The organism is Kiloniellales bacterium (assembly GCA_030066685.1).
Lineage (GTDB): Bacteria > Pseudomonadota > Alphaproteobacteria > Kiloniellales > JAKSBE01 > JAKSBE01.
Map to the genome: position 1 here is coordinate 349,799 of JASJBF010000001.1, position 25,941 is coordinate 375,739.

25 protein-coding genes are annotated in these 25,941 nt (G+C 66.8%); 17 read left to right on the forward strand and 8 right to left on the reverse strand.

Annotated features, from left to right (window positions below; translation table 11 throughout):
• Positions 1 to 34: 34 nt before the first annotated feature.
• The 5 genes from QNJ30_01640 to QNJ30_01660 form a co-directional block, all read right to left on the reverse strand.
• The gene (locus QNJ30_01640; protein ID MDJ0942138.1) at positions 35 to 1,150 is read right to left on the reverse strand and encodes a DNA polymerase III subunit delta'; all 1,116 of its coding nucleotides are present in this window, start codon (positions 1,148 to 1,150) and stop codon (positions 35 to 37) included.
• A complete protein-coding gene (gene tmk, locus QNJ30_01645) occupies positions 1,147 to 1,785 on the reverse strand; it encodes a dTMP kinase (protein ID MDJ0942139.1) in 639 nt (212 codons plus the stop codon). Before tmk ends, QNJ30_01640 begins: the two co-directional genes overlap by 4 nt.
• 78 nt (positions 1,786 to 1,863) lie before the next feature.
• Positions 1,864 to 2,997, reverse strand: coding sequence for a D-alanyl-D-alanine carboxypeptidase family protein (locus tag QNJ30_01650; protein ID MDJ0942140.1), 1,134 nt, complete (start codon positions 2,995 to 2,997; stop codon positions 1,864 to 1,866).
• A 118-nt stretch (positions 2,998 to 3,115) separates the two neighbouring features.
• Entirely contained in the window at positions 3,116 to 4,132 is a 1,017-nt protein-coding gene (locus QNJ30_01655; GenBank protein MDJ0942141.1) for a septal ring lytic transglycosylase RlpA family protein, read from the reverse strand.
• A complete protein-coding gene (locus tag QNJ30_01660; protein ID MDJ0942142.1) occupies positions 4,129 to 5,334 on the reverse strand; it encodes a lytic murein transglycosylase in 1,206 nt (401 codons plus the stop codon). Before QNJ30_01660 ends, QNJ30_01655 begins: the two co-directional genes overlap by 4 nt.
• Before the next feature lie 556 nt (positions 5,335 to 5,890).
• Between QNJ30_01660 and QNJ30_01665 the strand changes: the two genes are divergently transcribed.
• The 12 genes from QNJ30_01665 (at position 5,891) to QNJ30_01720 (ending at position 18,881) form a co-directional block, all read left to right on the forward strand.
• A complete protein-coding gene (locus QNJ30_01665; GenBank protein MDJ0942143.1) occupies positions 5,891 to 7,174 on the forward strand; it encodes a pilus assembly protein TadG-related protein in 1,284 nt (427 codons plus the stop codon).
• Positions 7,175 to 7,291: 117 nt separating this feature from the next.
• Complete coding sequence (locus tag QNJ30_01670) at positions 7,292 to 7,576, forward strand: hypothetical protein (protein MDJ0942144.1); 285 nt, start codon at positions 7,292 to 7,294, stop codon at positions 7,574 to 7,576.
• Between the two features lie 114 nt (positions 7,577 to 7,690).
• A complete protein-coding gene (locus QNJ30_01675; protein MDJ0942145.1) occupies positions 7,691 to 8,968 on the forward strand; it encodes a pilus assembly protein TadG-related protein in 1,278 nt (425 codons plus the stop codon).
• Positions 8,969 to 9,220: 252 nt separating this feature from the next.
• A complete protein-coding gene (locus tag QNJ30_01680) occupies positions 9,221 to 10,498 on the forward strand; it encodes a pilus assembly protein TadG-related protein (protein MDJ0942146.1) in 1,278 nt (425 codons plus the stop codon).
• 150 nt (positions 10,499 to 10,648) lie between these two features.
• Positions 10,649 to 11,989, forward strand: a complete 1,341-nt coding sequence (locus tag QNJ30_01685) for an RT0821/Lpp0805 family surface protein (GenBank protein MDJ0942147.1) — start codon at positions 10,649 to 10,651, stop codon at positions 11,987 to 11,989.
• Between the two features lie 359 nt (positions 11,990 to 12,348).
• Positions 12,349 to 12,936, forward strand: coding sequence for an RT0821/Lpp0805 family surface protein (locus tag QNJ30_01690; GenBank protein ID MDJ0942148.1), 588 nt, complete (start codon positions 12,349 to 12,351; stop codon positions 12,934 to 12,936).
• On the forward strand, positions 12,926 to 15,118 hold the full coding sequence (locus QNJ30_01695) for a right-handed parallel beta-helix repeat-containing protein (protein ID MDJ0942149.1): 2,193 nt from the start codon (positions 12,926 to 12,928) through the stop codon (positions 15,116 to 15,118). Before QNJ30_01690 ends, QNJ30_01695 begins: the two co-directional genes overlap by 11 nt.
• A 109-nt stretch (positions 15,119 to 15,227) precedes the next feature.
• Complete coding sequence (locus tag QNJ30_01700) at positions 15,228 to 15,665, forward strand: FHA domain-containing protein (GenBank protein MDJ0942150.1); 438 nt, start codon at positions 15,228 to 15,230, stop codon at positions 15,663 to 15,665.
• 2 nt (positions 15,666 to 15,667) lie between these two features.
• Positions 15,668 to 16,495 (forward strand): MotA/TolQ/ExbB proton channel family protein, encoded by an 828-nt coding sequence (locus tag QNJ30_01705; GenBank protein ID MDJ0942151.1) that lies wholly within the window; start codon positions 15,668 to 15,670, stop codon positions 16,493 to 16,495.
• Positions 16,496 to 16,501: 6 nt separating this feature from the next.
• A complete protein-coding gene (locus QNJ30_01710) occupies positions 16,502 to 17,488 on the forward strand; it encodes a VWA domain-containing protein (GenBank protein ID MDJ0942152.1) in 987 nt (328 codons plus the stop codon).
• A 22-nt stretch (positions 17,489 to 17,510) separates the two neighbouring features.
• Complete coding sequence (locus QNJ30_01715; protein MDJ0942153.1) at positions 17,511 to 17,891, forward strand: FHA domain-containing protein; 381 nt, start codon at positions 17,511 to 17,513, stop codon at positions 17,889 to 17,891.
• Between the two features lie 15 nt (positions 17,892 to 17,906).
• A complete protein-coding gene (locus QNJ30_01720) occupies positions 17,907 to 18,881 on the forward strand; it encodes a vWA domain-containing protein (protein MDJ0942154.1) in 975 nt (324 codons plus the stop codon).
• 214 nt (positions 18,882 to 19,095) lie between these two features.
• On the opposite strand, the gene QNJ30_01725 is transcribed toward QNJ30_01720, so the two are convergent.
• Entirely contained in the window at positions 19,096 to 19,728 is a 633-nt protein-coding gene (locus QNJ30_01725) for a hypothetical protein (protein ID MDJ0942155.1), read from the reverse strand.
• A gap of 319 nt (positions 19,729 to 20,047) precedes the next feature.
• On the opposite strand from QNJ30_01725, the gene pqqB reads away from it, so the two are divergent.
• Together pqqB and pqqC are read left to right on the forward strand one after the other, a co-directional pair.
• Positions 20,048 to 20,977 carry a pyrroloquinoline quinone biosynthesis protein PqqB gene (gene pqqB / locus QNJ30_01730; GenBank protein ID MDJ0942156.1) on the forward strand — a complete coding sequence of 310 codons (930 nt, stop codon included), beginning with the start codon at positions 20,048 to 20,050 and terminating at the stop codon, positions 20,975 to 20,977.
• Positions 20,974 to 21,708 (forward strand): pyrroloquinoline-quinone synthase PqqC, encoded by a 735-nt coding sequence (gene pqqC / locus QNJ30_01735; protein MDJ0942157.1) that lies wholly within the window; start codon positions 20,974 to 20,976, stop codon positions 21,706 to 21,708. The genes pqqB and pqqC overlap by 4 nt, the downstream gene beginning before the upstream one ends.
• Before the next feature lie 195 nt (positions 21,709 to 21,903).
• On the opposite strand, the gene QNJ30_01740 is transcribed toward pqqC, so the two are convergent.
• Positions 21,904 to 22,443 (reverse strand): lipid-binding SYLF domain-containing protein, encoded by a 540-nt coding sequence (locus QNJ30_01740; GenBank protein ID MDJ0942158.1) that lies wholly within the window; start codon positions 22,441 to 22,443, stop codon positions 21,904 to 21,906.
• Positions 22,444 to 22,733: 290 nt separating this feature from the next.
• Here QNJ30_01740 and QNJ30_01745 point away from each other — a divergent pair, with 290 nt between their 5' ends.
• Positions 22,734 to 23,681: an OmpA family protein gene (locus tag QNJ30_01745; GenBank protein MDJ0942159.1), complete on the forward strand. Its 948-nt coding sequence runs from the start codon at positions 22,734 to 22,736 to the stop codon at positions 23,679 to 23,681.
• A 204-nt stretch (positions 23,682 to 23,885) separates the two neighbouring features.
• Positions 23,886 to 24,473, forward strand: a complete 588-nt coding sequence (locus tag QNJ30_01750; GenBank protein ID MDJ0942160.1) for a hypothetical protein — start codon at positions 23,886 to 23,888, stop codon at positions 24,471 to 24,473.
• A gap of 335 nt (positions 24,474 to 24,808) precedes the next feature.
• Here the strand turns inward: QNJ30_01750 and QNJ30_01755 are convergent, their stop codons facing one another.
• Entirely contained in the window at positions 24,809 to 25,279 is a 471-nt protein-coding gene (locus tag QNJ30_01755) for a tetratricopeptide repeat protein (protein ID MDJ0942161.1), read from the reverse strand.
• Between the two features lie 212 nt (positions 25,280 to 25,491).
• Here QNJ30_01755 and QNJ30_01760 point away from each other — a divergent pair, with 212 nt between their 5' ends.
• Positions 25,492 to 25,878, forward strand: coding sequence for a hypothetical protein (locus tag QNJ30_01760; GenBank protein ID MDJ0942162.1), 387 nt, complete (start codon positions 25,492 to 25,494; stop codon positions 25,876 to 25,878).
• Positions 25,879 to 25,941: the final 63 nt, after the last annotated feature.

The window sequence follows — 25,941 nt, forward strand, 5'->3', positions numbered from 1 at the left end:
GACAACTCCTCGGAGACTTACCGGGCCTTCGGGATCAGGCCGCGAGGGCCTCGAGCTCTTGGAAGGCGGCCATGAAGACCTGCCGGCGGTCGAGGTTGACCGCCTCGGCACGGCCGAACAGGCGGTGCAACTTCTCCCACAGGCTCGCGGCCTGCGCAAGATTGCCCTGGGCCAGCAGACGGCCGAGCAGGGCGCCCTCCCCGGCCACGATCTCCTCCGGCTGCCGGCCCTGGGCCGCGGCCCGGGCCAGGCGCGCCAGCCACCAGAGCAGCAGATCGCTCGCGGTGCGGAAGGCGGCCCCGGAGCGGTCGCGGCCAAGCCGTTCGGCCAGGGCCTTGAGCTTGGCGAAGTCCGTCCGCGGCAGCTCGGCCAAGAGTGCGACCAGCTCGGCATAGAGCCCGAGCCCGCCCTGCGAAGCCAGGTCCAGGGCCCGGCCGATGCTGCCCTCGGCCAGCTGGACCAGGCCGGCGGCTTCCTGGGCCGGCAGCTCCGGCGCGTAGCGGCCCAGGAGCTGCGTCACCTCGGCGTCTGGCAAGGGCGGCAGCACCAGGTGGCAGCAGCGCGAGCGGATGGTCGGCAGCAGGCGCCCTGGGGCATGGGCCAGCAGCAGCAGCAGGGTGTTCTTCGGCGGCTCCTCCAGGGCCTTCAGGAGGGCGTTGGCGGCGTTGCGGTTCAAGTCGTCGGCGGCGTCGACCAAGATGAGGCGCCAGCCGCCCAAGGCCGGGGTCAGGTGGACGAAGCCAAGGGCGGCGCGGACCCTGTCGACGCTGATCGACTGCTGCGGCTTGCCGCTCTCGTCCTGGCCCCGCTCCAGGACCCTTAGGTCGGGATGGCTGGCCGAGGCGATCAGGCGGAAGGCCTCGCCGTCCTCCGGCACCGCCAGGCTACCGGGGGGATCGCCAGGATCGGCGCCAAAGAGGCCCGGCTCCTGGGCCGCGCGACCCTGCCCTTGTCCCAGGACGAAGCGCGCGAAGCGATAGGCCAGGGTCGCCTTGCCGACCCCGCGCGGCCCGCTGATCAGCCAGCCGTGCGGGAGCCGACCGGAATGGAAAGCCTCGAGCAGCCGCGCCTCGGCGGCGTCCTGGCCCAGCAACAGCGGGTTGGCACGCGGCAGCGGCGGTCCGATCGTCGCCGGCTCAGCAGCGGTCATGGCAGGATTAGCCCCAGGCGCTCGGTGACGGCTTTGCAGACGGCGCGGTGCACCGCATCGGCATCGCCGCGGCCGTCGATCAAGGCGCAGCGCTCCGGCTCCGCCCGGGCGATCGCCTGAAAGCCCTCACGGACCCGCTGGTGAAAGGCAGTTCCCATGGCCTCGTAGCGCGCCGCCCCGCCGGCGCGCGCGCCGGCCCGGGCCAGGCCCAGCTCGACCGGCAGGTCGATGACCAGGGTGAGGTCCGGCCGCGGGCGCTCGGCCACCAGTCCGCGCAAGGCCTCGACCGGGGCCGTGCCGAGCTTGTGGCCGTAGCCCTGGTAGGCCAGGGTCGAATCGGTGAAACGGTCGCAGAGCACCCAAGTGCCGGCGGCCAGCGCCGGGCGGACGGTCCGCGCCAGGTGCTCGGCCCGGGCGGCGGAGTGCAGCAGCGCTTCGGTCAGCGGCAGCCAGCGTTCCGCCGGGCCGTCGACCAGGAGGTTGCGGATCTGCTCGGCGCCGGGGCTGCCGCCGGGCTCGCGGGTCTCGGCCACGGCCAGACCCTCGGCCCGCAAGGCGGCGGCCAGCAGCCCGACCTGGGTCGATTTGCCGGCGCCCTCGCCGCCTTCGAAAGTAATGAACCTCGCCTCCGCCATGGCGGCGACTCTGCCGGGGCGCCTCCCGGCGGTCAATCGGGGGCGCTCGATTGCAGGGGTCGTGCGTGGCGGCTTCCGTCAGGGCGCGCCGGTCACGAAGTACATCAGGGCCGAGACGATCCGCCCAAACGGCCCGAGCTGCTCGACCGAATGCCCGGCATAGAGCGGGAACTCGCGCGGCGCCATTTCCGGGGCGGTCACCCTCAGGGTCCCGATCTGGTCGCCTTCCTGGATCGGCGCCGGCACCGGCTGCTCGTAGATCGCGGTCACGACCATGTCCTTTCGGGCCTTGCGCGGCAGGGTGATCACGATGTCCTCGGGCGAGGTCAGCGGTACGTTCATGGCGTCGCCCAGCCAGACGTCCGCGGCCTCGACGCTCTCGCCGGCCTTGAACAAAGTGTAGTTGTTGAACTCGCGGAAGCCCCAGTTGAGGATCCGTTCGGTCTCCCGGCCCCGCTCCTTCATGCTGCCCAAGCCGGTCGCGACCAGGATCAGGCGCCGGCCGTTGCGCTCGGCCGAGGCCGTGAGGCCATAGCCGGCCTCCTCGGTGTGTCCGGTCTTCAGGCCATCGGCCCCAGTGTTGCGGTAGAGCAGCGGGTTGCGATTGCCCTGGCGGATGTCGTTCCAGGTGAATTCCTTCTCGGAGTAATAGGCATAGTACTCCGGGTATTGCTCGATGATCAGCTGCGCCAGGATCGCCAGGTCGCGCGCCGACATCCGTTGGCGCTCGTCGGGCCAGCCGGTGGCGTTCGCGAAGCTGGAGTTGGTCAGGCCGATCTCCCGCGCCTTGTCGGTCATGGCCTCGGCGAAGGCCTCCTCCGAGCCGGACAGGCCTTCTGCCAGGACGATGGAGGCGTCGTTGCCGGACTGCACGATCACGCCGCGCAGCAGGTCCTCGACCCTGATCTGCTTGCCGACCTCGACGAACATCTTGGAGCCGCCCTTGCGCCAGGCCTTCTCTGACACCGTGAAGGTGTCGTCCAGGGAAAGGCTGCCCTCGCGCAGCTTCTCGAAGACCATGTAGGAGGTCATGATCTTGCTCATCGAGGCCGGCGGCATGGGCAGGTCAGCATCCTTCTCGAAGAGCACCGTATTGGTGCTCATGTCGACCAGGATGGCCTCTCGCGCCAGGGTCTGGAACTCGGCCCTGGCGCCGAAGGAAACGCACAACAGGGCCGCGAGACCGATCGCTGCGGCAGTAAGTCTTGGCATCTTCACTCCAAAGGGGATCTTCGGTCGGCTCTATCGGCTCCCGGATCGGCAGCTGGAATTCGCCTATCGCGGGATTGCGCCGAAAATATGACGGTCGGAGTCTGCGCTGGGATAGCGTTCATTCCACCACGATGCGGGCGTCGTTGTAGCCTTTCGACAGCAGCGAGCTGAACAGGCGATCCGCGTCCTCGATCGAGGCCAGCGGCCCGAAGCGAACCCGGAAAAAATGCCGGCCGTCGACGATCGTGGGCGCGATCGAGGGCCGTCCCAGCGGGGTCAGGCGGACCCGAAGCCGATTGGCGTTGTGGAAATACATGAAGGATCCGGCCTGCACATAGAGCCGGTCGGCCCGCTCTGAACGGATCGTCACAACTCCGTCCGGCTGCGGCATCGCGTTGTCGGCGATGAAATCCAGGCGCCCGCGATCTGCCAAGGGCTCGGCGGCTCTCAGCGACCCGCCGCCGATCGCAGCGCTGTCGTTCGGAGTCGGCGGCGGCGCGGAGGCCGATGGCGCCAGGGGCACCACGGCCACCGCCACAGTCGGCACCGCCAGGGGCGCCGGGTCGTCGTCCTGCCGCGATTGGGCCGCGGCGGCGAGGCGGCGGCTCTCCGCTTCGATCAGTTCGACCCTCACCTTTGCGGTCCCGGCCTCCTGAAATCCCAGGAGCTCGGCGGCCTGACGAGAGACGTCGATGATTCGGCCGCGCGCGAAGGGCCCGCGATCGTTGACCTTGAGCCTGAGCGAGCGGCCGTTCTCGAGATTGGTCACCCGAACCATGGACGGCATCGGCAGGGTCCGATGCGCGGCCGTCAGGGCTTCCTGATCGTAGGTCTCGCCGTTGGCCGTCGGCTTGCCGTCGAAGCCGGGGCCGTACCAGGAGGCGATCCCCGTCTCGTCGTAGTCGTACTGAATCCGTGGGTAGTACCAGGTGCCTTGGATCTGATAGGGCTTGCCGATCTTGTAGTGCCCGGCTGCGGGGGCCGGCCGCTCGGGCCTGGCCTTTTTGCTCTCCTCGACGCTGTGGACCGCCACCTGGGTCTCGCTGCAACCGCTCAGCCAGACGGCAGCGGCGGCCAGCACGGCGAGCCGGTGGCTCGAGTGGCACCGCCCTGAGCTTTCCCAGAACCGGCTCAATTGACGCCCTCCTTCTTGTCTCCGCCAGGCTCGATCGATGCCTGTCGAAGCTGCTGCAGCAGATCGGCAGAGGGATAGCCGTCGGGCGGCAATCCGGCGCCGCGCTGATAGGCGCGCACCGCCCGCCGCGTCAACGGCCCGGCGACGCCATCGGGTTTCCCGACGTCGAAGCCCAGGGTGTTCAGGCGACTCTGGATTTCCTCGACCTCGGCCCGGCTCAGCGGCCGGTCGGAGGAATCCGGTTCGCTGAGGAGCCGGCTCCGGCCCTTCAGCCGGTCGGCCAGATGCCCGACCGCCAGTGCGTAGAGAACCGAGCGGTTCCACTTCATGATGGTGCGGAAGTTCTCGTAGACCAGGAAGGCCGGCCCCCGATGTCCCGCCGGCAGCACGATCGAGCCGGTGATCTGGGAAACCGGCAGGCGCTTGCCGTCGCTTCGCCGTATCCCGAGCCGGGCCCAGTCCGAAACCGCCCGCCGGGTCCCGAGCCCGGCCAGCTCGAGGTCGAAGCCCTTCGGCAGCCGGACCTCGCGGCCCCAGGTCTCCTCCTTGCGCCAGCCGATGCGGCTCAAGTAGTTGGCCGCGGATCCGAAGGCGTCCGGCAGGTTGGTCCAGATGTCGCGGCGGCCGTCGCCGTCGAAGTCGACCGCGTAGCTCTTGAAGGTCGAGGGAATGAACTGCATGTGCCCCATGGCGCCGGCCCAGGACCCCAGCATCTTGTCCGGCGCGATATGCCCCTGCTCCAGGATCCGCAGGGCATCGATGAGCTGGACCCGGAAGAACTTGCTGCGCCGAGGGTCGTACGCCAGGGTCGCCAGGGCTTCGACGACCCCAAAGCGGCCCTTGTAGTCGCCGAAGTTGCTTTCCAGCCCCCAGAAGGCCACGAGGTAGTGCGGCGGCACGCCGTACCCGCGGTAGACCCGCGCGAGGAGCCGGCGGTGCTTGACGAGCAGCTGCCGACCGCGCTTGATCCGCTCCTTGGTCAGGCGCTTGTCGAAATAGCCCCAGAACGTCTGGGTGAACTCCGGCTGGCGCCGGTCGAGCTCGACGATCTTGGGGTTCGGCCGCAAGCCGGTCAGCGCCTTGTCGAGTGTCGCCTCTGAAACGCCTTGCCTGCGGGCCTCGGCTCTCAGCTCGCGCAGGAAGTCGTCGAAGGTCCCCTGGGCCGCGGCCAGCGGTGAGAAGGCCGTGCTCAACGCGGCCACCAGGACCCAGAGCCGGAGGCCGGCTAGACGGCGTCCCCAGGACCTCCGGCAAGCTTCAATCTGGAGCGAGATCAATCGTTCAACCTTCGCGTCGACACCGCGGCAGGAAGCGGTGAACCTTCTGCCACAGGTGCCTGCTTCGCGCAATCCGCGGTTTCGCACCACGGCGTTCCAGGCCCCGAAGGCCTTCGCCCGCCGCTCCCGGGACGGGACGGCGCCCGCTGCGGCGCTGCCCGGAGTCCTCCGCGAGGCGCCGAAACCCTACGCCGGCAAGCCCGCCCTTCAAACGTCCAGAGCACTCAGAGAAAGGCCGCCGCCCGGCGAGCCCGGAGGCCGCTCTACAGAAAGCCCTGATTCATTTCGATCTTTCCCGAGGCTATCTGGCTGTTTTTCTTGATTCAATTCAATTACGTGTACAGATTATTCTGCATTTTTATAGAAGCTTAACAATTAGTTTCTTCTTAAGAATTTCATGTTTGATGGTAGTTCTGCAAATAAGACTTGCAACTATTTGTCTTTATTTGTTCGTTTTTCGGTTGCGGAGGGAGGTACTCCAATGCGGTTCCCGATGTTCGCAAGAGCGCGCTCGGCCCTGCATCGCTACAAGCAGAACGAGGAGGGCACGGCCATCGTACTCCTCGGCTTCGCGGTCTTCGTCCTGGTCGGCGCGGCCGGCCTGGCCTTCGATGCCGGGCGCGGCTACATGCTCAACGCCAGGCTGAGCCAGGCCGTGGACGCCGCCGCCCTGGCCGGCGGCCGCTCGCTCAGCATCGGCAGCGGCGGCGATTACAAGGCAGTTATCAAGAAGTACTTCAAGGCCAACCTGCCCGACGGCTACATGGGCGCCGAAATCCCGGATCCCATCATCGAGCTGAAGGGCGATGGCGACGAGATCGAGGTCGTCGCCACGGCCACGGTGCCGACCACCCTGATGCGGGTCCTGGGCTCCAAGAGCATGAAGATCGACGCCCGGGCCGTGGTCCACCGGGCGGTCAAGGGGCTGGAAGTCGCCCTGGTGCTCGACAACTCAGGCTCGATGTCCGGCGGCAAGATGACCGACCTCAAGGATTCCTCCAAGCTCCTGGTCGACATCCTCTACGGCGACAACGACGTCGTCGAGGACCTCTACGTCTCCATCGTGCCCTTCACCGGCCGGACCAACCTCAAAGGCCACACCCAGGTCCATCCGGTCGAACCGCCGCCGCCGAGCTCGACCTACATCTGCCTCGACATGCGCGGCGGGAACTTCGCCGAGAACGACGCGCCGCCGGTCACCAATCCCTTCGACCACTTCTCCAACGGGCCCTACACCTGGGAAGAGAATTCCACGAAGCACAAGGACAGGGTCTGTCCCAAGGCGGCGATCCTGCCTCTGGTCCAGAGCAAGTCCACGGTCAAGACGGCGATCAACGGCATGAAGGCCAAAGGCTGCACCCGCTACGACATCGGCACGGTCTGGGGCTGGCGGAACATCTCGCCCCGCTGGCAGGGGCTCTGGGGCGGCTCCCCGGGCAGCCTGCCATTGGCCTACGAAGAGGCCGACATGGAGAAGGCGATCATCATCATGACCGATGGCGCCAACACGCCGGACTGCCTGAAGGATGTCCAGACGGAGGAGCAGACCGAGCAGGCCTTCTCCCGGATCTGCGCGGACATGAAGGCCAACGGTATCGTGATCTACACCATCACCTTCAAGCTCGACGATCCCGACACCAACGACCTTTTCCGCACCTGTGCCTCCGGTCAGGAGCGCTACTTCAAGTCGCCCTCCAGCGACGCGCTGGAGACCGCCTTCACGACGATCGCCAACGATCTCTCGACCCTGCGGCTGAGCCAGTAGGAGAGGTCACGGCCGGCCGTTCGACCGAGTCGAACGGCAGAGACGACACGCAAGAGCCATCGGGGCGCGGCCAAGGGGCCGCGCCCCTTTTCCTTGCCCCGGCCCCCGGCGGCGCCCTTGGTCCGGCCCAACGCTTGGTTCGAGCCGGCGATCAATGCCATGACGGCCAAGGGCCGCACCCCCCACGACATCGGTGCGGTCTGGGGCTGGCGGGACATTTCGCCCGAATGGCGGGGTGTCTGGTCCGGCTCCGGCGCCAGCCTGCCCCTGGACTATCAAGAGGCCGACCTGGAGAAGGCGATCCTCATTCGGATCAGCGCTTTCGTCCTGATCGGCCTGACAGACATCCAAGGCGTGCAAACTGCGCATGTAATTCTATATATTACTACCACAAATACCTAGATTATTTACTGCATGTTAAGAGATAAGGAGTGAAGTGTTTCTCTGCAGAGGGCCTTTTCACCAAATTTATTGGGCCTTTTATTTCCTTATTCTGGGGCGGGAGGCCCTGAAGACATGCGCTCGTTCTTTCAATCCCGGTTTCGCCCGGCGGTGGGCCGCTTCGCCAAGGCGGAAGACGGTACGGCCATCGTCCTTCTCGGGTTTTCGGTCTTCGTCCTTGTCGGCGCGGCCGGCCTGGCCTTCGACGCCGGGCGCGGTTACATGCTCAACGCCAGGCTGAGCCAGGCCGTGGACGCCGCCGCCTTGGCCGGCGGCCGCTCGCTCAGCATCGGCGGCGGCGGTGACTACAAGGCGATCATCAAGAAGTATTTCAAGGCCAACCTGCCCGACGGATACATGGGCGCCGACGTTCAGGAGCCCACGATCACGCTCAGCACCGAAGGCGACGAGATCGAGGTCTTCGCCACGGCCACGGTGCCGACCACCCTGATGCGGGTTCTGGGCTCCAAGAGCATGAAGATCGACGCCCGGGCCGTCGTCCACCGGGCGGTCAAGGGTATGGAAGTCGCGCTGGTGCTCGACAACTCAGGCTCCATGTCCGGCAGCAAGATGGGCGACCTCAAGGACTCCTCGAAGCTCCTGGTCGACATTCTCTACGGCGACAACGAGACGGTCGAAGACCTCTATGTCTCGCTGGTTCCTTTCTCGGGCCGGACCAACGTGAAGGACCAGGTGGAGATCCATCCGACGTCCCCGCCGAACCCGGACTACGTTTGCCTCGACATGCGCAGCGGGACCTTCGCCGAGGACGACACGCCCCCGGCGACAAGTCCCTTCGGGCACTTCTCGAACGGCGAATACACCCACGAGAACGATCCCGGCAAGTACAAGAGCAAGGTCTGTCCGAAAGCCCAGGTTACGCCGCTGATCCAGCCCAAGACGTCGGTCAAGTCCGCGATCGACGCCATGCAGGCGAAGGGCTGCACCCGCTACGACATCGGTTCGGTGTGGGGCTGGCGCAACATCTCGCCCGAATGGCGGGCTGTCTGGTCCGGCTCCAGCGCCAGCCTGCCCCTGGACTATGAAGAGGCCGACATGGAGAAGGCGATCATCATCATGACCGATGGCGCCAACACGCCGGACTGTCTCCAGGACGTCCAGACCCAGGAGGAGACCGAGCAGGCCTTCGCCCGGATCTGCGCCGATATGAAGGCCAACGGCATCGTGATCTACACGATCACCTTCAAGCTCGACGATCCCGACACCAACACCCTGTTCCGCGAATGCGCCTCGGGCGCGGAGCGCTACTTCAAGTCGCCCTCGGGCGACCAGCTGGAGGCCGCCTTCACGGCGATCGCCAACGACCTCTCGACCCTGAGGCTGAGCCAGTAGCGGCTTGGTCACCGACCCCTCGACTCGGGGCCGCGGCAGATCCTGCCGCGGCCCTTTTCCTATGCGGAGCCCGGGCGCTCCGCCGGAGACGCCGTCCGGCGGCAAGGCAGGCGACCTCTCGGTCGAAACATCGCGTTTTGGTTGTAAATGTTCAGTAAACTAAATAAAAATTGAATACACTAGAGTATTGCATATTTATTTATCCGGAGATTTGGGTTATATTTACTTTCACAAGTCGTTCCGGATGGATACATGAAGATCGCGGCGACTCAACGACTGCGGGACCGTCCAGCAAGCTTCCTTCGCGACGAGGGGGGCTCCGGCCTCGCTCTGATCGCGTGGTCGATGCTGACCTTGGCGGCCGCCTCGGGCCTCGCTTTCGATGCCGGCCGCGGCTACCTCATCAAGGCCAAGCTCGGCCAGGCCGTCGATGCCGCAGCGCTCGCCGGCGGCCGGGCGCTGGCCGCCCGGGACGGCGCCCGCTACGAGTCCCAGATTATCAAGTATTTCAGGGCGAACTTCCCCGACGGCTATCTGGGCGTCGCGGTCGCCGAGACCGAGCTCGACATCCGGTTGCGGGGCGAGAAGATCGAGGTCACCGCCTCGGTCGAGGTGCCGACGACGTTGCTGCGGACGGTCAACATCCGGGGCTTCACCGTCTCGGCCAGCGCAGCGGTCAACCGCACGGTGCGAGGCCTGGAGATCGCCATGGTGCTCGACAACTCCGGTTCCATGAATGGTCGCAAACTCAGAGAGTTGAAGGCAGCCGCGGATATTCTGGTCGAAGCCCTCTACGGCGACGGTGGGACGGCCGACAACGTCTACGTGTCCCTGGTGCCCTTCACCGCCCGCGCCAACGTCAAGGGCCAGGACAAGGTCCACCCGGGCAAGTCGCCCAACAAGGACTACGTCTGCTTCGACGTGCGTCCCGGCACCCACGCGGTGGGTGACAGCAATCCCGTCGACATGCCCTTCGAGCACTACTCCGGGACCCTCTCGGCCGACAGGAACCCCAAGGCCTATGCCGACAAGATCTGCCCGAAATCGGCCGTTCAACCCCTCACACGAAAGCGGGCCGAGGTCGAGGGCGCGATCAGGGACATGAAGGCGAAGGGCTGCACCCGCTACGACCTCGGGGCGGCCTGGGGCTGGCGCGCGCTCTCGCCCAAGTGGCGTGGCTTTTGGCAGGGCGTGGAGTTCGAGCAGCCCTTCGAGTACGGCGAGCAGGGCCTCTCCAAGGCGGTCATCATCATGACCGATGGCGAGAACACGCCCAAGGACTGTGCCCTCGATCTGGAGAGCAAGCAGGAAACCGAGGCGATGTTCGTCGAGGCCTGCCAGGGGATGAAGACCGAGGGCATCATCGTCTACACCATCACCTTCCAGGTCGAGGACGAGACCACCAACGCGATCTTTGAGAGCTGTGCGTCCGGAAGGGCCCGGGCCTTTCGCTCGCCCGACGGCGCCGAGCTGATCTCGGCCTTCGAGGAAATCGCCGGCGATCTCTCGACCCTGCGCCTGGTGCAGTAGGCCCTCGCAGGCGCGCGAATCAAGTCTGCAGCGGCTTTCCCCGGTGCCTCACAGACGGCCGACGGCGCGGGTGGCGCCGGTTGTGGTGCCCCTGCGGGGGTTGTGCCATAACAGGGTTGCTGCAACCGGAGATCCGGAGGCGACGAGTCGATGCGGGGTTGCTTTCTGCGGGCTTTACTGGGGCCGGCCTTGGCCGTCGCGCTCGCGTCTCCCTGCGGGGCCGAAGAAGCGCAAGACCTCGAATTCTTGCAGAATCGCCTGAGCAAGATCCTGGAGTTCGAGCCGACGGGCCGCGAAATCTCCTGGCGCAACCCGGGCACCGGCAACGACGGCCTCGTCATGGTGGAGCGCACCTATTTCCTGGACCCGAAGACGCCTTGTCGCGATTTCATCCTGACCTTGGACCGTGGCGGCAGCGCGCCGCAGATTTTGCGCGGCACGGGATGCCGCAGCGAGGATGGCGACTGGCGGCTCGGCGCCGACGGCGAGCCGACGTTGTTGTCCGCAGTCGAAAGAGGCTGGGTCCAGGCGGGGCCCGAGTTCGACCGGGTCTACGATGACGAGCTGGTGCCCGACGACATCGACGGCTTTGAATTTGCCGACAAGGCCTTGCCTGCCGAACCCGCGCCGCCCTCGGAAAAGCTGGCCTTGCAGGACCTGGTGGCCGATGCCCGGCGCCTCGACGATTCAATCCTCCAGGATGCCACCGAAGAGATAGGGCCGGACGACCTGGCTTCGGCGGAGCTTGCGGCAGAGCTGAACGCTACGGCGGACCCACAGGCCCAAGCCGTTATCGCCCTGCCCGCCACCGGGCTTCTGCCCGAGCCAAACTGCACCGACTATCCTGTCGGGGGCCCGTCGGTCGAAGCCGAGGAACTCGACCTCGTGTTCCTGCTGGACACCACCTCCAGCATGCGGTCCGAACTCGGCGACCTCAAGGCCGGCGTCATGTCCTCCGTCAGGGTTCTGCTGCGGATGGTCTCCAGCCTCAACATCGGCTTCGTGGCCTTCCGCGACCGGAACGATTCCTACGTGACCAGCGCCTTCCAGCTGACCCCGATGACGGAGGACAGCCTGAGGCGGCTCGAGATCTTCGTCGAGGGCCTCAAGGCCGGCGGCGGCGGCGATCGTCCCGAGGCCATCGACAAGGCGATGGGCGTGGCCAAGGACATGCCCTGGCGGCCGACGGCCCTTGGCCAGATCGTCGTGATCGGGGACGCCCCGGCGCACGCCGGCGCTCGGGGCCGGACCCTCATCATGGCCGAGAACTTCCGCGGCGACGTGCCCTCGAGCGCCGCTCGGCGCAAGGTCTCCGCAGTCTATACCGGCTCCGCGCGTCGGCGGGGTAGTCGGAAGTTCTTCCATCATCTCGCCAAACACGGCGGCGGTTGCTTCACGTCCGACCCGCAAACGCTTGTCGAGAACGTGCTGCTCTCGGTCCTGGGTCGGGGACGGTCCAGGCCGGCAGAAGCCCTGCCGGGGCCCTCTTGACGGCCTGGCAACCGGAACCGATGTTCCTACGCAACGCCGGTAATATGCGGGTCGCATAGAGGACACAAGCGGCCCAACGTCGGAGCGCGCCCTATTTCTTATATATTTCAATAAATTACGCTGGAGACTTTCGCCGCCAATGGAGCGCCGTTGCCGTGCGACCGCCGTCCGAAGCCGAGGTCTTGGTCACAAGGATGCGACTGCCGCCGCTAGGATTTAGATGGTATATTTGCCGGTAAAGCGGGCTTCTTGCCCGCCGTTTGCCGTGCACGACAAAAAGGGGTTGTCTCTTGGCTAAGACGGTTCGATCGGCGTTTCATCCAGGCACGAACAAACAGTCCCCGGACAGGATCTTGGCCGTGGTCGCGCTCAGCTTGGCCCTGCTCGTCCCGGCGAGCCTTCAGGCCCAGGAGGACGCGGCGGCCGCGGACCGGGCCTATCTGGAGAAGCGCCTCAGGAAGATCCTGGAGTTCGAGCGGACCGGCGCCGAGGTCGTCTGGACCAATCCCGAGACCGGGAACAGCGGCAAGATACAGCTGATGCGCACCTATTTCCTCGATCCCAAGACGCCCTGCCGGGACTACCTGCGGACCATCGATTCCACTGCCGGCGAGCCGGTGTCGGTGCGAGGGACTGGCTGCCGCGAGGCGACCGGCGGCTGGAAGCTGACCGAGGATTCCAAGCCGAAGCGTACCGTCAAGCGCGGCGATAAGGGAAGCAAGACGGCGGCAGCCACCCCGGGCGGAAGCGATCCGACCGCCAAGGCGCCGGCCGGTGCCGGGGGCGCGCCTGATGGCAAGAAGCCCAAGCCCCCTTCTGCTAAGAAGAAGAAGCCCGCCGCGCCGGCCAAGGCCGTTGCCAAGGCCCCGCCCCCGCCGCCGAAGATCTCGGCGCGAGTGCCGAGCCGGCCGCCGGAATGGGAGGCCGCCGACGACAATGCCTACTAGCTACGAGGCCGATGCCGGCGCCCTGTCGCCCTTCGCCGGCGGGGACCCCAGGGACCTCGCGCCCGGGGCCGACGTCGACGGCTTTCAGATCCTGGGCATTCTCGGCCGCGGCATCTATGGCGTGACCTACCTGGCGCGGGAAGCGACCCAGGGCGCGAAGGCGGCAATCAAGCTCTTCCAGCCGGACCCCGGCAGCCTGCAGCCCCTGGCCGCCGATGACGATCCCGGCGCCTCGGCGCTGGCCGCCTTTCGTCGCGAGGCGGCGATCCTCGGGCGCCTGGACCATCCCAACATCGCCCGCTGCCGCGATTTCCGCGACAGCCGCGAGCGCCCCTACATCGTGCTCGAGCCCGAAGAGGGGCACAGTCTCGCGGCGGCCCTGGTCGCCGTGCCCGAGGCCTTCAACGAGGACCGGCTGCATCGAATCCTGGTGCCCCTGCTGGATGCACTTTCTCATTTGCACGCCAAGGGGATTTTGCATCGGGACATCAAGCCGTCGAACATTCATCTGCGGCCGGACGGCAGCCCAGTCCTGCTCGACTTCGGCGCTGCAGGCGAACTCGTCGGCTCCTCGGGCAAGACGGATCCCGTGAGCTGCCTGACACCGGGCTTCGCGGCACCGGAGCAATACCAGAAAGCTGGTCACGAAGGCCCCTGGACCGACATCTACGGCTTGGCGGCCGTGGCCTATCGGGCGGTGACCGGCAAGATCCCGCCGGACGCCCGGGACCGGCTGAACGGCGCGAAGATGCTGCCGGCCCGAAAGCTGGGCGCCGGCCACGCGTCGCCGGCCTTCCTGGCCGCCATCGACTGGGGTCTCGCCCTGACGCCAGGCAAGCGGCCGCAGAGCGCACAGGATTGGACCAAGGCCCTGGCCGTCGCCGCCGGTGAGCCGGGCAAGCAGGACCTGACGCCGGCCGCAGAGTCTGGCGAAGCCGAAGAGGCGGCCAAGGACGCCGATCTGGACGACGTCCCTCCGACCCAGCGCATCAAGCGCGAGCCGGGCGTGAGCGACACCTTCTACGTCGAGGGGCCCCGGGCTCAGGTCGCCGGCCCAGGCACCGCGCGGCCTCGGGCCAGCCGGACGCCGGTCGGTCTGATCTTCGGGATCTTGTTCATCGTCGGCCTGACCGGTGGCGGCTGGGCCTATTGGCAGTGGACGGTCCTTCAGAACAAGACGGAATGGACGGTCGACCCGGCCGGCCGGGGCGACACCGCGACCATCGAAGCGGCGCTCGCCCAGGCCAGGGACGGCTCGACGATCCGGATTCAACCCGGCACCTACGAGGAAAGCCTGGTCCTGTCGCGTCCGGTGACGATCGAGGCGGTCTCGGCGGACCCCGCGGACACCGTGATCGCGCCGAGCAGCGGCAGCTGCCTGACCGCAACCGCGGAGACTGGCAAGCTGTACGGCCTGACGCTCCGCAAAGCGCCCGGCGGCGGCGGCGAAGGCTGCGTGCTTCTGGTCGGCAGCAATCTGACCCTGGCCAACAGCGTGATCGAAGCCGAGGGCACGCCCGCCGTCATCCTGCACAGCGGGGGCGCCGCGACGCTCAAGGACCTCGAGATCAAGGTCTCGGGCGGCGTGCCCGCGGTGGTCGTCTCCAACGGCGCCCGGGCCCGCATGTCCGACAGCAGCATCGCCGGCGAGGCCGCGGTCGGCCTCCTGGTGCGCCGGGGCGCAGCGCCCGAGGTCATCGGCAACGAGATCAAGGGGACCAAGCGCGCGGGCATGATCCTGGAAGCGGGCGCGGCCGGTCGCTTCGAAGGCAACCAGATCATCCAGAACGCCGGCACCGGCGTGGTGATCCGCGGCGGCTCGCGACCGGTCTTCGCCAAGAACCGGATCGAATCAAACGGCGAGGCCGGGGTCTTCATCTACGAGGGCGCGCGCGGGGAGCTCGACAGCAACGTCGTGACCCGCAACGGCGGCTCCGGGATCATCGTCGGTGAGGGCGCAACCCCGCTTCTTCGCAAGAACGAAGTGCAGGACAACGGCGACCACGGGATCCTGCTCCTGGAGCGGGCCGGTGGCCGGCTCGAGGGCAACCGGGTCAAGTCCAACAAGAGGTACGGTCTGGCCATCAGCGTCGATGCCGCGCCGGACCTGAGCGAGAATGAGGTGACCGGAAACGCGAGCGGTCAGACAAAGAAAGGCAAGATCGCGACGGAGGGCAAATGAGGCGGGCCGGGTATTCGGCGGAGGCAATCTGGACGTGCGGCAGACGCCGGCTGGAGCGACGCGACCCGGATCGCGGCGGCGTTCCGGCCATCTTGTTCGGGAGGGCGGGGTGAAGACGGTCGTTGTTGGGCGCAGTCCCTACGCCGACGTGGTCCTGGCCGACGCCTCGGTGGCTCGGCGTCATGTCGAGGTCGTGATCACCGACGACGGCCGCTACTTCGTGACCGACTGCGCCACGGAAACGGGGTGCTGGCGACGGGTATCGGCCGATCAGGGGCGCGACCATTGGGAGAAGCTGCGCCAGAGCTTCGTATCGATGGAGGATCACCTCAGACTTGGCGACCATCACTGCACCCTGAAGGATCTGCTGCGCGACGTCGACCTCCGCGACTCCGCCGAGACCGGCCCCGGTGGCGGCGGTGCCGGGCGCGGCGGCGATGCCCACGGCGGCGGCGCGGCGGGCGGCGCCGACCGTCGCATCGAGAGCCTGCGCGGCCGGGTCGAGCGTGATCCCGTGACCGGCGAGATCATTCCCAAGAGGCTGTAGGCATGGCTGAGAGCGTTCTACCCCATCAGGATCTCGAGCAACGGGAGCGACCGCGGCACCACTACAGCCGCAACATCTTCGCGCACCTGCTGATCCTTTTCGGCGCTCTGATCGCCGGCCTGCTGACCATTCTCCTGTTCCACAACGTGCTGCCCGACACCGCGGCCGAGATCCTGATCGACCGCGACCGGGAAAGCTATCCCTTCACCGTGCAGAACGTGATGTGGATCGTGTTCTTCCTGGGCCTGGGGGAGCTGGTGGTCCGGGTTCGCGACGCCATCGCGGAACGCGGCCAGGTGCAGGAGGGCTATCTGCCGGAGGACGAGCGCACCATCCTCCAGACGCCCGAACTGCGCCAGATCTACAACCACGCGCGTCTCGTCTCCGGGCCCGGCGGTGTCGCCGAGGGCCGCTTCTTGCCGCGCCTGATCCAGCGGGTGGTTCTGCAGTTCCAGACCAGCCGCTCGATCGACCAGGCGAACTCCCTCCTGAACTCCAGCCTGGAGCTCTGCCTGCACGAGATCGACCTGCGCTACAACATGGTCCGCTACGTGGTCTGGGTGATCCCGACCCTCGGCTTCATCGGCACCGTCGTCGGCATCTCCCTCGCCCTGGCCTACGCCGGCTCGGTCGACCTCCAGGACCCGACCCTGCTCGCCGAGCTGACCAAGCGCCTCGGCGTGGCCTTCAACACCACCCTGCTCGCGCTCTTCATGTCGGCGATCCTGGTCCTGGTCCAGCATGTCGTGCAGGCGCACGAGGAGCGCGCCCTGAACCTGGCCGGCCAGTACTGTCTCGACAATCTGATCAACCGCCTCTACGAGGAGTGATCGGCGATGCACTCGCGCCAGAGGCGGAACCTCGAGGTCATCAGCATTTCGGCGCTGGACCTCTTCGCCTCGGCCCTCGGCGTCTTCATCCTGATGTCGGTCGTCCTGTTCCCCTACTACCTCCGCCAGCCCTCGACGGAGCAGGAGTTGCAGGGCGCGCGCGCCAATCAGGCCGCGTCGGGGGTCTCGCTCTCCGAAGCGCGCCAGGTCGCGGAGGACGCCCAGGACGCCATGGCCGAGGCCGAGGCCCGGCGCAGCAAGGCGCGTGACGAGCTGCAGCGCGCCGAAGCTTCCCTGGCCGAGGCCGAGCAGGTGAGACTGGTTGCCGCCCGCCGGGTCAAGAAGGAGCCGGAGAAGAAGGCCGCCGACGACACAGAGAAAGGGCGGCTCAATATCGGCGACCTGGACATCGTCTTCGTGGTGGACACCACCAGCAGCATGAAGCGGGAGATCGCGGATGTTCAGGCGAGCCTCCTCGGGATCATCCGGGTGCTGCACCGCCTGGCGCCCAGTCTCAACGTCGGCTTCGTCGCCTATCGGGATCGGAGCGACGCCTACCTGACGCGCACCTTCCAGCTCGCTCCCATGACCGGCAACAATCTCAGGCGGATCCAGGCCTTCGTCGAGCGCCTGAGGGCGTCCGGCGGCGGCGACGTGCCGGAGGCCGTCGACAAGGCGCTCGGCGTGGCCAAGAACATGCCCTGGCGGTCGACCGCCCTCGGCTGGATCATCGTGGTCGGCGATGCCCCGGCGCACGCCGGCGCCCAGAGCCGGACCTTCGACATGGCCCGGAACTTCCACGCCTACGCGCCTGCCGGCGTGGTTCAGCGCCGGATCTCGGCGATCTTCACAGGCAACGAAAGGCGGCGGAGCAGCCGGAGGTTCTTTCAGCAGCTGGCCAAGTCCGGCGGCGGCGACTACGTCAACCACCGGGGCCGCATCATCGAGAGCGTCCTTTTGTCGATCCTGACCCAAGAGCCCTCGTCGTCGTGATGTTGTTCCAAGGGCGGAGGATATGAGCGACTATCACAATCGTCTGAATTCGGACCTCGAGACCGGCTGGTGCCTCGAGGGCAGCGACGGGGAGGACAAGAAGGTTCGCCTCTTGATCGGCGACACCCAACTCGGCCGCGCGACCCTGGGCCTGACCCTCGGCCGCCACGGCGCGCTCTGCGACCTGGTGGTCGAGGATCCCACGGTTTCGCGCCGGCATCTGCGGATCGGCCGGGGCAGCGAGGGGCTCTTCGCGGAGGACACCAATTCCCTGAACGGCACCCTGCTCGACGGCGCCAGGTTGCGCCCCTTCGAGCCGGTCAAGCTCTACGAGGGCGCCCAGCTCACGCTCGGCGCCACGGTCTTGACCTTGAGCCGGGTCGCCGAACCGGCCTTCGCCTAGACCGGAGGGCGCGCCGTGCAGCGGCCGTCGCGCGAGACCTCGATCTTCAACATGTCGGCGCTCGACCTGCTGGCCATGGCGACCGGCACCTTCGTGCTGATCGTGGTGATTCTGCTGCCCTACTACCGCAAGGAGTTCGACGCCCACGCCGAGATCCTCGACCTGAAGGCCGCGACCGAGACCCAAAGCGCGGAGGCCGAGGATATCTTGCAGGCCGCGGTTGCCGAGGCCCGAGCCGCCGCGCAGATGAAGTCCGAGGCCGAGCAAATGCGCAACGCCGCGGCCGAGGCCCGGGCCGCCGCCGCCTCGCTGCGCCAGGAGGCGGACCAGCTCGACGCGCAGGGCGGCAAGACGGAAAAGAAGGCGGAGAAAAAGAACGCCACCCTGGTTCCCAAGACCATCGAGAAGCTGGACCTGATCATCGTCATCGACACCACCTCCAGCATGGTGGAGACCTTGAAGGACCTGCGCCTTTCGATCCACGGCCTGATCCGGATCCTCGAGCGCCTGGTGCCGTCCCTGCGGATCGGCGTCGTCGCCTACCGGGATCACGATTTTGGTACCTGGGTCACGCGCAGCCTGCAGCCGACCTCCACCGAGCGCCAGCCGAAGGAGATCTACGATTTCGTCGGCCGCCTGAAGCACGCGGCCCGAGGCGGTCCGACCCCGCGCGAGGCCGTCCATGCCGGTCTCAACCGCGCCGTTTCAATGTCGCTGCGGCAAGACGCACAGCAGACCATCATTCTGGTCGGCGACGCCGGCCCGCATAAGGAAAAGGAGAGGTCCACCCTGCTGCTGGTGAAGCGCTTCGCCGAAGGCGGCCCCAACCGCAACGTCAGCGCGCACTTCGTGGAAACCCGCTCCTACCGGTCCTTCGGCACCAACGATAGGAACTACTTCAAGAAGCTGGCCGAGGTGGGCCGCGGGGAGTTCAGCGACCAGCGAGGCAGCATGATCGAGAAAGTGCTGCTGGCCGTCTTGAAGGAATAGCGCCACTCGGCCTCAGTTGCGCCTTGGTAAGAACGCCTTGGCTGGCCATGTGGAAGCCATGACAAAGGCCGACTGCCTCCTCGGCGCCGGCCTTCACACCATCGGCACTGACCTGAACGGGTATTGGCCGACCCGCCTCAGCCAAAGCCCCTTTCGGTTACCCCGTCAGGAAAGCGGACTCGCCGCCGAACCCGAAAGGTCGAGGCAAGATCCTTCAGTAGGTATCCGACCCGTCGCCGGTTCCCGGTTGCTGGCCGCTGCCCCCGGAGGCCCGTGGCGTGGTGTCCGCAGGCGTGTCGGAGTCGACCAAACTGCCCGGCGGCTTCTGGCCGGGCGGCAGCGTGTCCGGGTTGATCCAGGTTCCCGAAGCCCCGGGCGCCGTAGATCCGAGGTTCTGCGGCAAAGGGATGATCCGGGTGTAGGTATCCCCGTACTGCACCAGGACCGGCGCACCATCCTTGATCGGCTCCTCCTGATCCCCGCGGTTCTGCACCAGGGTGACGACCCGTCCGTCATCCATGCGGACGACGTACTCATAGCCATCCCGGTCGTTGAAGGTGCTCTCGGCCAGGTAGCCGGCGCCCGCGCCGACCAGGGCGCCGAGCACGGTGATCGGACCGCTGCCTCCGGTCAGGCCATAGCCGGTCGCACCGCCGGCCGCACCGCCCGCGAGTGCCCCGACCGGGCCGGTGCTGCCCTCGATCTCGACCTCGCGCGACGAGAGGACGGTCCCCTCGGCGGTCGAGAGAACCTTACCGACGTCCTCCGCATCGTAGGTGTCGGACGACGACGTGCCGCAAGCGCCGAGGAACATCGGAACGAGTAGAACTGCGAAAAGCCGTCGCATGGCCTCTCTTCCCCATCTAGATTTAGTCTCACTAACTATAGTGCCGCCCGCAGCGCCCCACCAGTGCGGTGGTGCGCTTTGTTCAAGCGATCTCACCCCAAGCCATAATCCTAAAGATATTAACATGTTCTGTGAAGAAATTCATTTATTTTCTCAATAACGGTCCCAGACTGCTCACGCGCGATTGAACTTGGTCACGGGTCTCGAGGCCCAAGCTGCCCGAGGCGCCGGGCGCCATCATCGGCCGGATCCTGCCCTCGACCCAATTCTCCCTTGCCTGGCAGGGCGATCCTCCGCAAGCTTGCGCAGGGAGGCAGCGATGAAGGTCCTGGTGCTCGGCGCCGCCGCCGGTGGCGGCTTTCCTCAATGGAACTGCAACAGCGCGCTTTGCCGACGGGTCCGCGAGGGCGATCCCGCGGCCAAGCCGCGCAGCCAGTCCTCGATCGCGGTCTCGGCAGACGGCGAGCGCTGGGCGGTGTTCAACGCCTCGCCCGACCTGCGCCAGCAGTTCAACGACAATAGGGCGCTTCACCCCAGGGAGGGCCTCAGACACACGCCCTTGGGCGCGGTCGTCCTGACCAACGCCGACGTCGACCACGTCGCGGGCCTTCTGACCCTGCGCGAGCGGCAGGCCTTTGCACTCTACGCCAGCCGGCGGGTGCAGGACGCCCTGGCCGCAAACCCGATCTTCAACGTGCTGCATCCCGACTACGTGGCGCGGCGGGCTTTGGAACTCGGCCAGGCCACGCGGATTCGGGACGGTGCCGGCGACGACCTCGGGTTGCTGGTGACGCCCTTCGCGGTTCCCGGCAAGGTGGCGCTCTACCTGGAAGACGAGGCGGCCGGTCCGGACTTCGGCACGCAGGAGGGCGACACCATCGGCCTGAAGATCGAAGCCAGCGGGGGAGAGACCGGCTTCTACTACATCCCCGGCTGCGCCGCCGTCGACGGCCCCTTGGCGGAACGGCTTCAAGGCGCGCCGCTGGTCCTGTTCGACGGCACGCTCTACCGCGACGACGAGATGGTCGACGCCGGCCTCGGCAGCAAGACCGGCAGGCGGATGGGCCACATCAGCATCTCCGGGCCCGAGGGCTCGCTCGCCGCCTTCGACGGCCTCGGGGTCCGGCGCCGCATCTACATTCACATCAACAACAGCAACCCGGTGCTGCTCGAGGACTCAGAGGAGCGCCGGGCCGTGGAGGCCGCGGGTTGGGAGGTGGCCTACGATGGACAGGAGATCGAGCTGTGAGTGACCTGCTCAGCCCCGCGCAGTTGGAGGCCCGGCTGCGCGAGATCGGCGCGACCCGCTATCACAACCTGCACCCCTTCCATAAGCTTCTGCACGCTGGCGAGCTGAGCAAGGGCCAGGTCCAGGCCTGGGCGCTCAACCGCTACTGCTACCAGGCGACCATCCCGGTCAAGGACGCGACCCTGATCGCCCGGCTGGAGGATCCCGAGCTTCGGCGGATCTGGCGCCAGCGCCTGGTCGACCACGACGGGGACGAGCCCGGGACCGGCGGCATCGCCCGCTGGCTGGCCCTCGCCGAAGGCCTGGGCCTCGACGTCGGCTACGTCAAGTCGCAGGACGGCGCCCTCCCCGCCACCCGTTTCGCGGTCCGGGCCTACGTCGCCTTCGTGCGCGAGCGCAGCATCCTGGAGGCCATCGCCTCCTCCCTCACCGAACTCTTCTCGCCGACCATCATCGCCGAGCGGGTCTCCGGCATGCTCGCCGGCTACGACTTTGTCAGCGAGGAGACCCTCGCCTACTTCAACGCCCGCCTGACCCAGGCCCCGCGGGACGCGGATTTCGCCCTGGCCTATGTGTTGGAGCGGGCCCGCTCGCCGGACCAGCAACGCGCTGCGATCCGCGCCCTGGAGTTCAAATGCAGCGTGCTCTGGGCCCAGCTCGACGCGCTCTATCACGCCTACGTTGCGCCGGGGCACGTGCCGCCGGGCGCCTTCCAGCCCGACGAGGTTTGACCCGGGTCAGTCCAGGTTGCGCGCCGGACAGGTGCCGGCGTCGAGCTCCCGCAGCGGATGATCAGCGACGAACGGCGGCGAGCGGATCAGAAATTCGGCCAACGCGCGTCCCGACTTGCCTGTCGCCCGGTCCGGGTCTCAAAGGAAGCGAGTGACAAGCGGTCGTGCAGCGCCGTCGAGGCACCGCGACGGCCGTCAGGGCTTGGGCTCGAAGGAGAACTGCTGGCCGCCGACGCTGGCCTCGAACATCAAGCCGCCGCTCGCCAGGGTGAAGACCGCGATGCCGCCGGCGAAGTCCAGGGCGTTCGAGGCGCTGCTGTCCAGAGCCACCGCCGAGACGTCGGCCGCGAACTCGAAGTTGCCGGCCTTGAAGCGCTCCAGCGCCTCCTTGTCCTTGAAGAAGACGATCTCCCTGAAGGTCTGGCCGCCGGCCTGCAGCCCGAAGGTGAACTGCGTGATGGAACTGGCGCCGATCACCTCGCCCTGCTCGTAGACCGTGCCGTCGCCGTGGGCCCCGCCGAAAACCAGCCCGCCCTTGGTCACCTTGGGAAACACCGCATAGCCGTAGGAGCGCGCGAAGAAGACCTCGAGACGGGGATTGGCCTCCTTGAAGGCGACGACGGCCTCCTGCGCCAGCTTCTGCGATTCGGGGTCCCAGCCGGCGGCAGCAGGGCCGCTCCAAACCCCTATGACCAGACAAAGCCCGATGACGCTTCTTGAGACAAAGCGGATCATGGTTCAGCACCCCATTGGAATCGATAGCCAGCCTGCCGTTTCGGCGCGAGACTATCAGACCCGGAGCCCCGCTGCCTAGCCAAGGGTCGGGCGCAGCGCCCGAAAATGCAAGCAAATCCGGGGGATTCCTGCATCGCTTCCTTGTCACATCAATCCCACAAGTCAGTCACAGGCCAGCCCGTATCCTCGCGCGCGATGGAGATGGAGGTGGTCTCGCCGAAAAGAAGCCAACCGCCGAGTTGGTTGAATAACAAAGATCTAGCGCTTGCGGATTTGGTGGGATCTAAACCATGAAACCTTTGAACCGAAGCTTCTTGCCGTGGCTCGGCGCGCTCTTGCTTGTCGGCTGCGGCGTTCAACTCGAAGTCGCCGAAGAGGCCGAGCCGAAGGGCACGGACTTCAACAAGAGCCTTTACGAAGGCTATTTGGAGCTCTCCCGGGCGGAGTACCAGGAGGGCGACTACCGCGACTCCGACACTTTCGCCGAGCGGGCAATCATCGCCGCGGACGGCGCCGCACCGCCGCCGGAGGCGGTCGACGCCAGGGACATTCCCTCCGACAAGGTGAGCCTGCTCGCCGAGGCGCGGGACCGGCTCCTGGCCCTGCTTGACGAAGGCGGGATCGAGCGCCTGCCGCAGCAGGCCGCGGAAGCACAGATCAAGTTCGAATGCTGGATGCAGGAGCAAGAGGAAGACCGCCAGCCTGACGACATCGCCGCCTGCCGGACGGACTTCTTCGACGCGATGGCCTACCTCGAGACCGAGCTTGCACCCAAGGCGGTGGCCGCCGCCGAGACCCCGGCGCCGGCCGCGAAGATCGAGGCGGTCCCCGTGCCCCGGGCCAAGACGGCGGACGAGGCGCCCGCGGCCTTGAAGCCGGTTCCGGATTCCTTCGTGGTCTATTTCGACTTCGATCAGTCGAAGCTCTCCCAGGAGTCCATTGCGGTGCTGATGGAAGTCGTGCTCGCCGCCTCCAAGAAGGAAGGCAGCGTGATCACAGCGCTGGGACATACGGACTCTGCCGGCAAGCAGGACTACAACCAGGCTTTGGCCCGCAAGCGGGTGGAAGCGGTCACGAAGTTCCTGATCGAGAGCGGCGTCGACAAGACGCGGATCAAGGCAGAGGCCCTCGGTCCTGCAAAACCCGCGGTGGCTGCGCCCGACGGTCAGCCCGAACCGAAGAACCGCCGGGTCGAGATCAAGTTCGCAGCCAAGGAGCCGGTGGTCAGCGCAAATTGAGTTGGGCGCGTCGCCGCCCGTCCCTTCCTCATCGCCGAAGCCGTGCCCGAGGCGGCCGGCTTCGGCGACCACCGGAGATTGCCCAATAATCGGGCAGACTCGTGCATGGCGCTAAATTGAGGTGCCGGCGGGGTATGACTCCGGCCCGGGCAGTGTTACTCTTGTGAACATCGTAGCGCTGGCGGGCACGAGGAGGAGGTCGCTTTGCGCCGGGCCCAGATCTCAGTCGTTACCCTGCTCTATTTCCTGGCGGCCTGCGGCAGCCCGACCAAGGATGTCTACAACGTCAGCGAGGTCGGTCAGCTCCAAGAGGTCATGGAAGGCCGCGTCCAGGACTCGCGTTTTGTCGACATCGACGCCAAGGATTCAGGCTCGGGAACGATGATCGGCGGCCTTGCCGGCGGAATCGGCACCCTGGTCAGCGTTGGCGGGGGTTTCGGTCTGGTCGCCTTCCTTCTCGGCAGCGCGGTCGGGGCCGTGGTGGGCTACGTGGTCGAAGACGTGGCGACCGACCGCGACGGCGTCGAGTATATTCTGACCCTCGATGACGGGCGGACCGTCACGGTGATCCAGAACCGGGGCGACGAGGAAGAGCCCTTGCCGCCGGGCACCGAAGTCTTCCTCCAGTTCGGCAGCAACTACACGCGAGTCATCGAGCGTCCCAAGACCCTGCCCGAGCCCTGGACCGACCCGGACGCCTGGGTCAATCCCGATGAGCTGCCGCCGGGCATTGATGCCGCGCCGGCATCCAGGGGGCCCAAGCCGGCCTCCCCGCCACAAGGGTTGAAGTAGCCGGGCTCGCCACCATCCTGCGTGCCGGGTTGTTCCGCTGCATTCTGCCGCCTGCGAAAAACTTGCCGAGCAACTCCGCGGCCGGAGTCCTGATGCGACGACGAGGTTTCGCTGAGATCGTCCTGCATCGGCGCTGAGCCCTGTGGCTTTTACCACAGTTTTTCTTCCGGTCTTTTGTGGTAAACCAGGGCGCCGGAAAGACTGGGGGGCTGGCTCTCATGAACTACGACGACGTTCTGACCGCGCTGGCACTGTTCAGCGGCTCCTTTGCGTTATCCTTTCTGCTGGTGAAGTCGGTGCGCGCGATCGCCGGCATGTAGCGCCCGGCAGGCCGCTCAGCTTCCGGTCTTCGCCTGATAGGCCTCGATGGCCCTCTTGAGCTTGTCGTACTCCTCGCAGCCGAACAGGCAGGCGCCGTCGAGGACGATCAGGCGCTCCTTCGCCTTGTCCAGGTCGCCGAGCCGCAGGTAGAGCTCTCCCAACTCCTCGTTGGCGCCGCGATGCCAGGGATCGATCGTCAGGGCCTTCTTGTAGTAGGCCAGGGCGCGCTCCTTCTGGTTCAGCTCCCGATGGCAGTAGCCGAGGTCCATGAAGGCGTCGGCGTTCCGCGGCTCTTGCGCGACGACTTGAACCAGGAGTTCGATCGCGGCGACGTAGTTCTTCTTGTCGAGCTCTTTTCGCGCCGCTTCGTGGTCCGGCGGCGACAGGGAAGGGATTTCCTCGCCACCGTTGCCGGCCTCGACCGTCGTGGCGAGCAAGCTCGCAGCAAGCATCAAGGCGACGGCCAGGATCGAAAGGGTACGCATCGCTGATCGTCTCCATCGGACGTCGTGTTCCGCTTGAAGCTACCTGCATCAACACCGAAAGCGCCAATCCCTTCCGAGCAGTTTCTTTCGGCGGCTTCGCAAGACCCGGTCCCAAGCGAGTGATTCATAAGCTGCATGAGCCGGCACGCGTGCTATCCTCGGGCTCGGTTCGATCCCTGCGCAGGAACGGGCGATGCGGGATGCAGACTAGCATGGCAAGGCTGTTGCGGGCGATCTGCGCGGTGGCGGCAGCGACGCAGCTTGTCGCCTGCGCGAACCCGCCGCAGGCGCCGTCCGGCTACGAGTCCGACTTCGAGGACTACCTGGAGCGGCCGCACGCCCGGGCCTTCGCGCTCGCCGCGGCCAAGGGCAACATCGGCCCCGCCTTCGGGATGGCCTCGGCAGAGACCGCCGTGCTCGACGCCATCGACCGGGCTCTGGCCCGCTGCCAGGAGGTCCAGAACCGCTTCGACGAGCCCCTGCCCTGCCGGCTCTGGTTCATCGGGGACATCGACGTGCACGACATGACGCCCGAGCAGCTGCAAGCCGCCATCGCCGTCTATCGAGAGAACCCGGGCGCAACCAACGACGACCTTTGACCCCCCGTCGGGCGTAAAGGCCGCCGCGGCATCGCGCGCTTGCCCCTTTTCGGCTCTCGACGG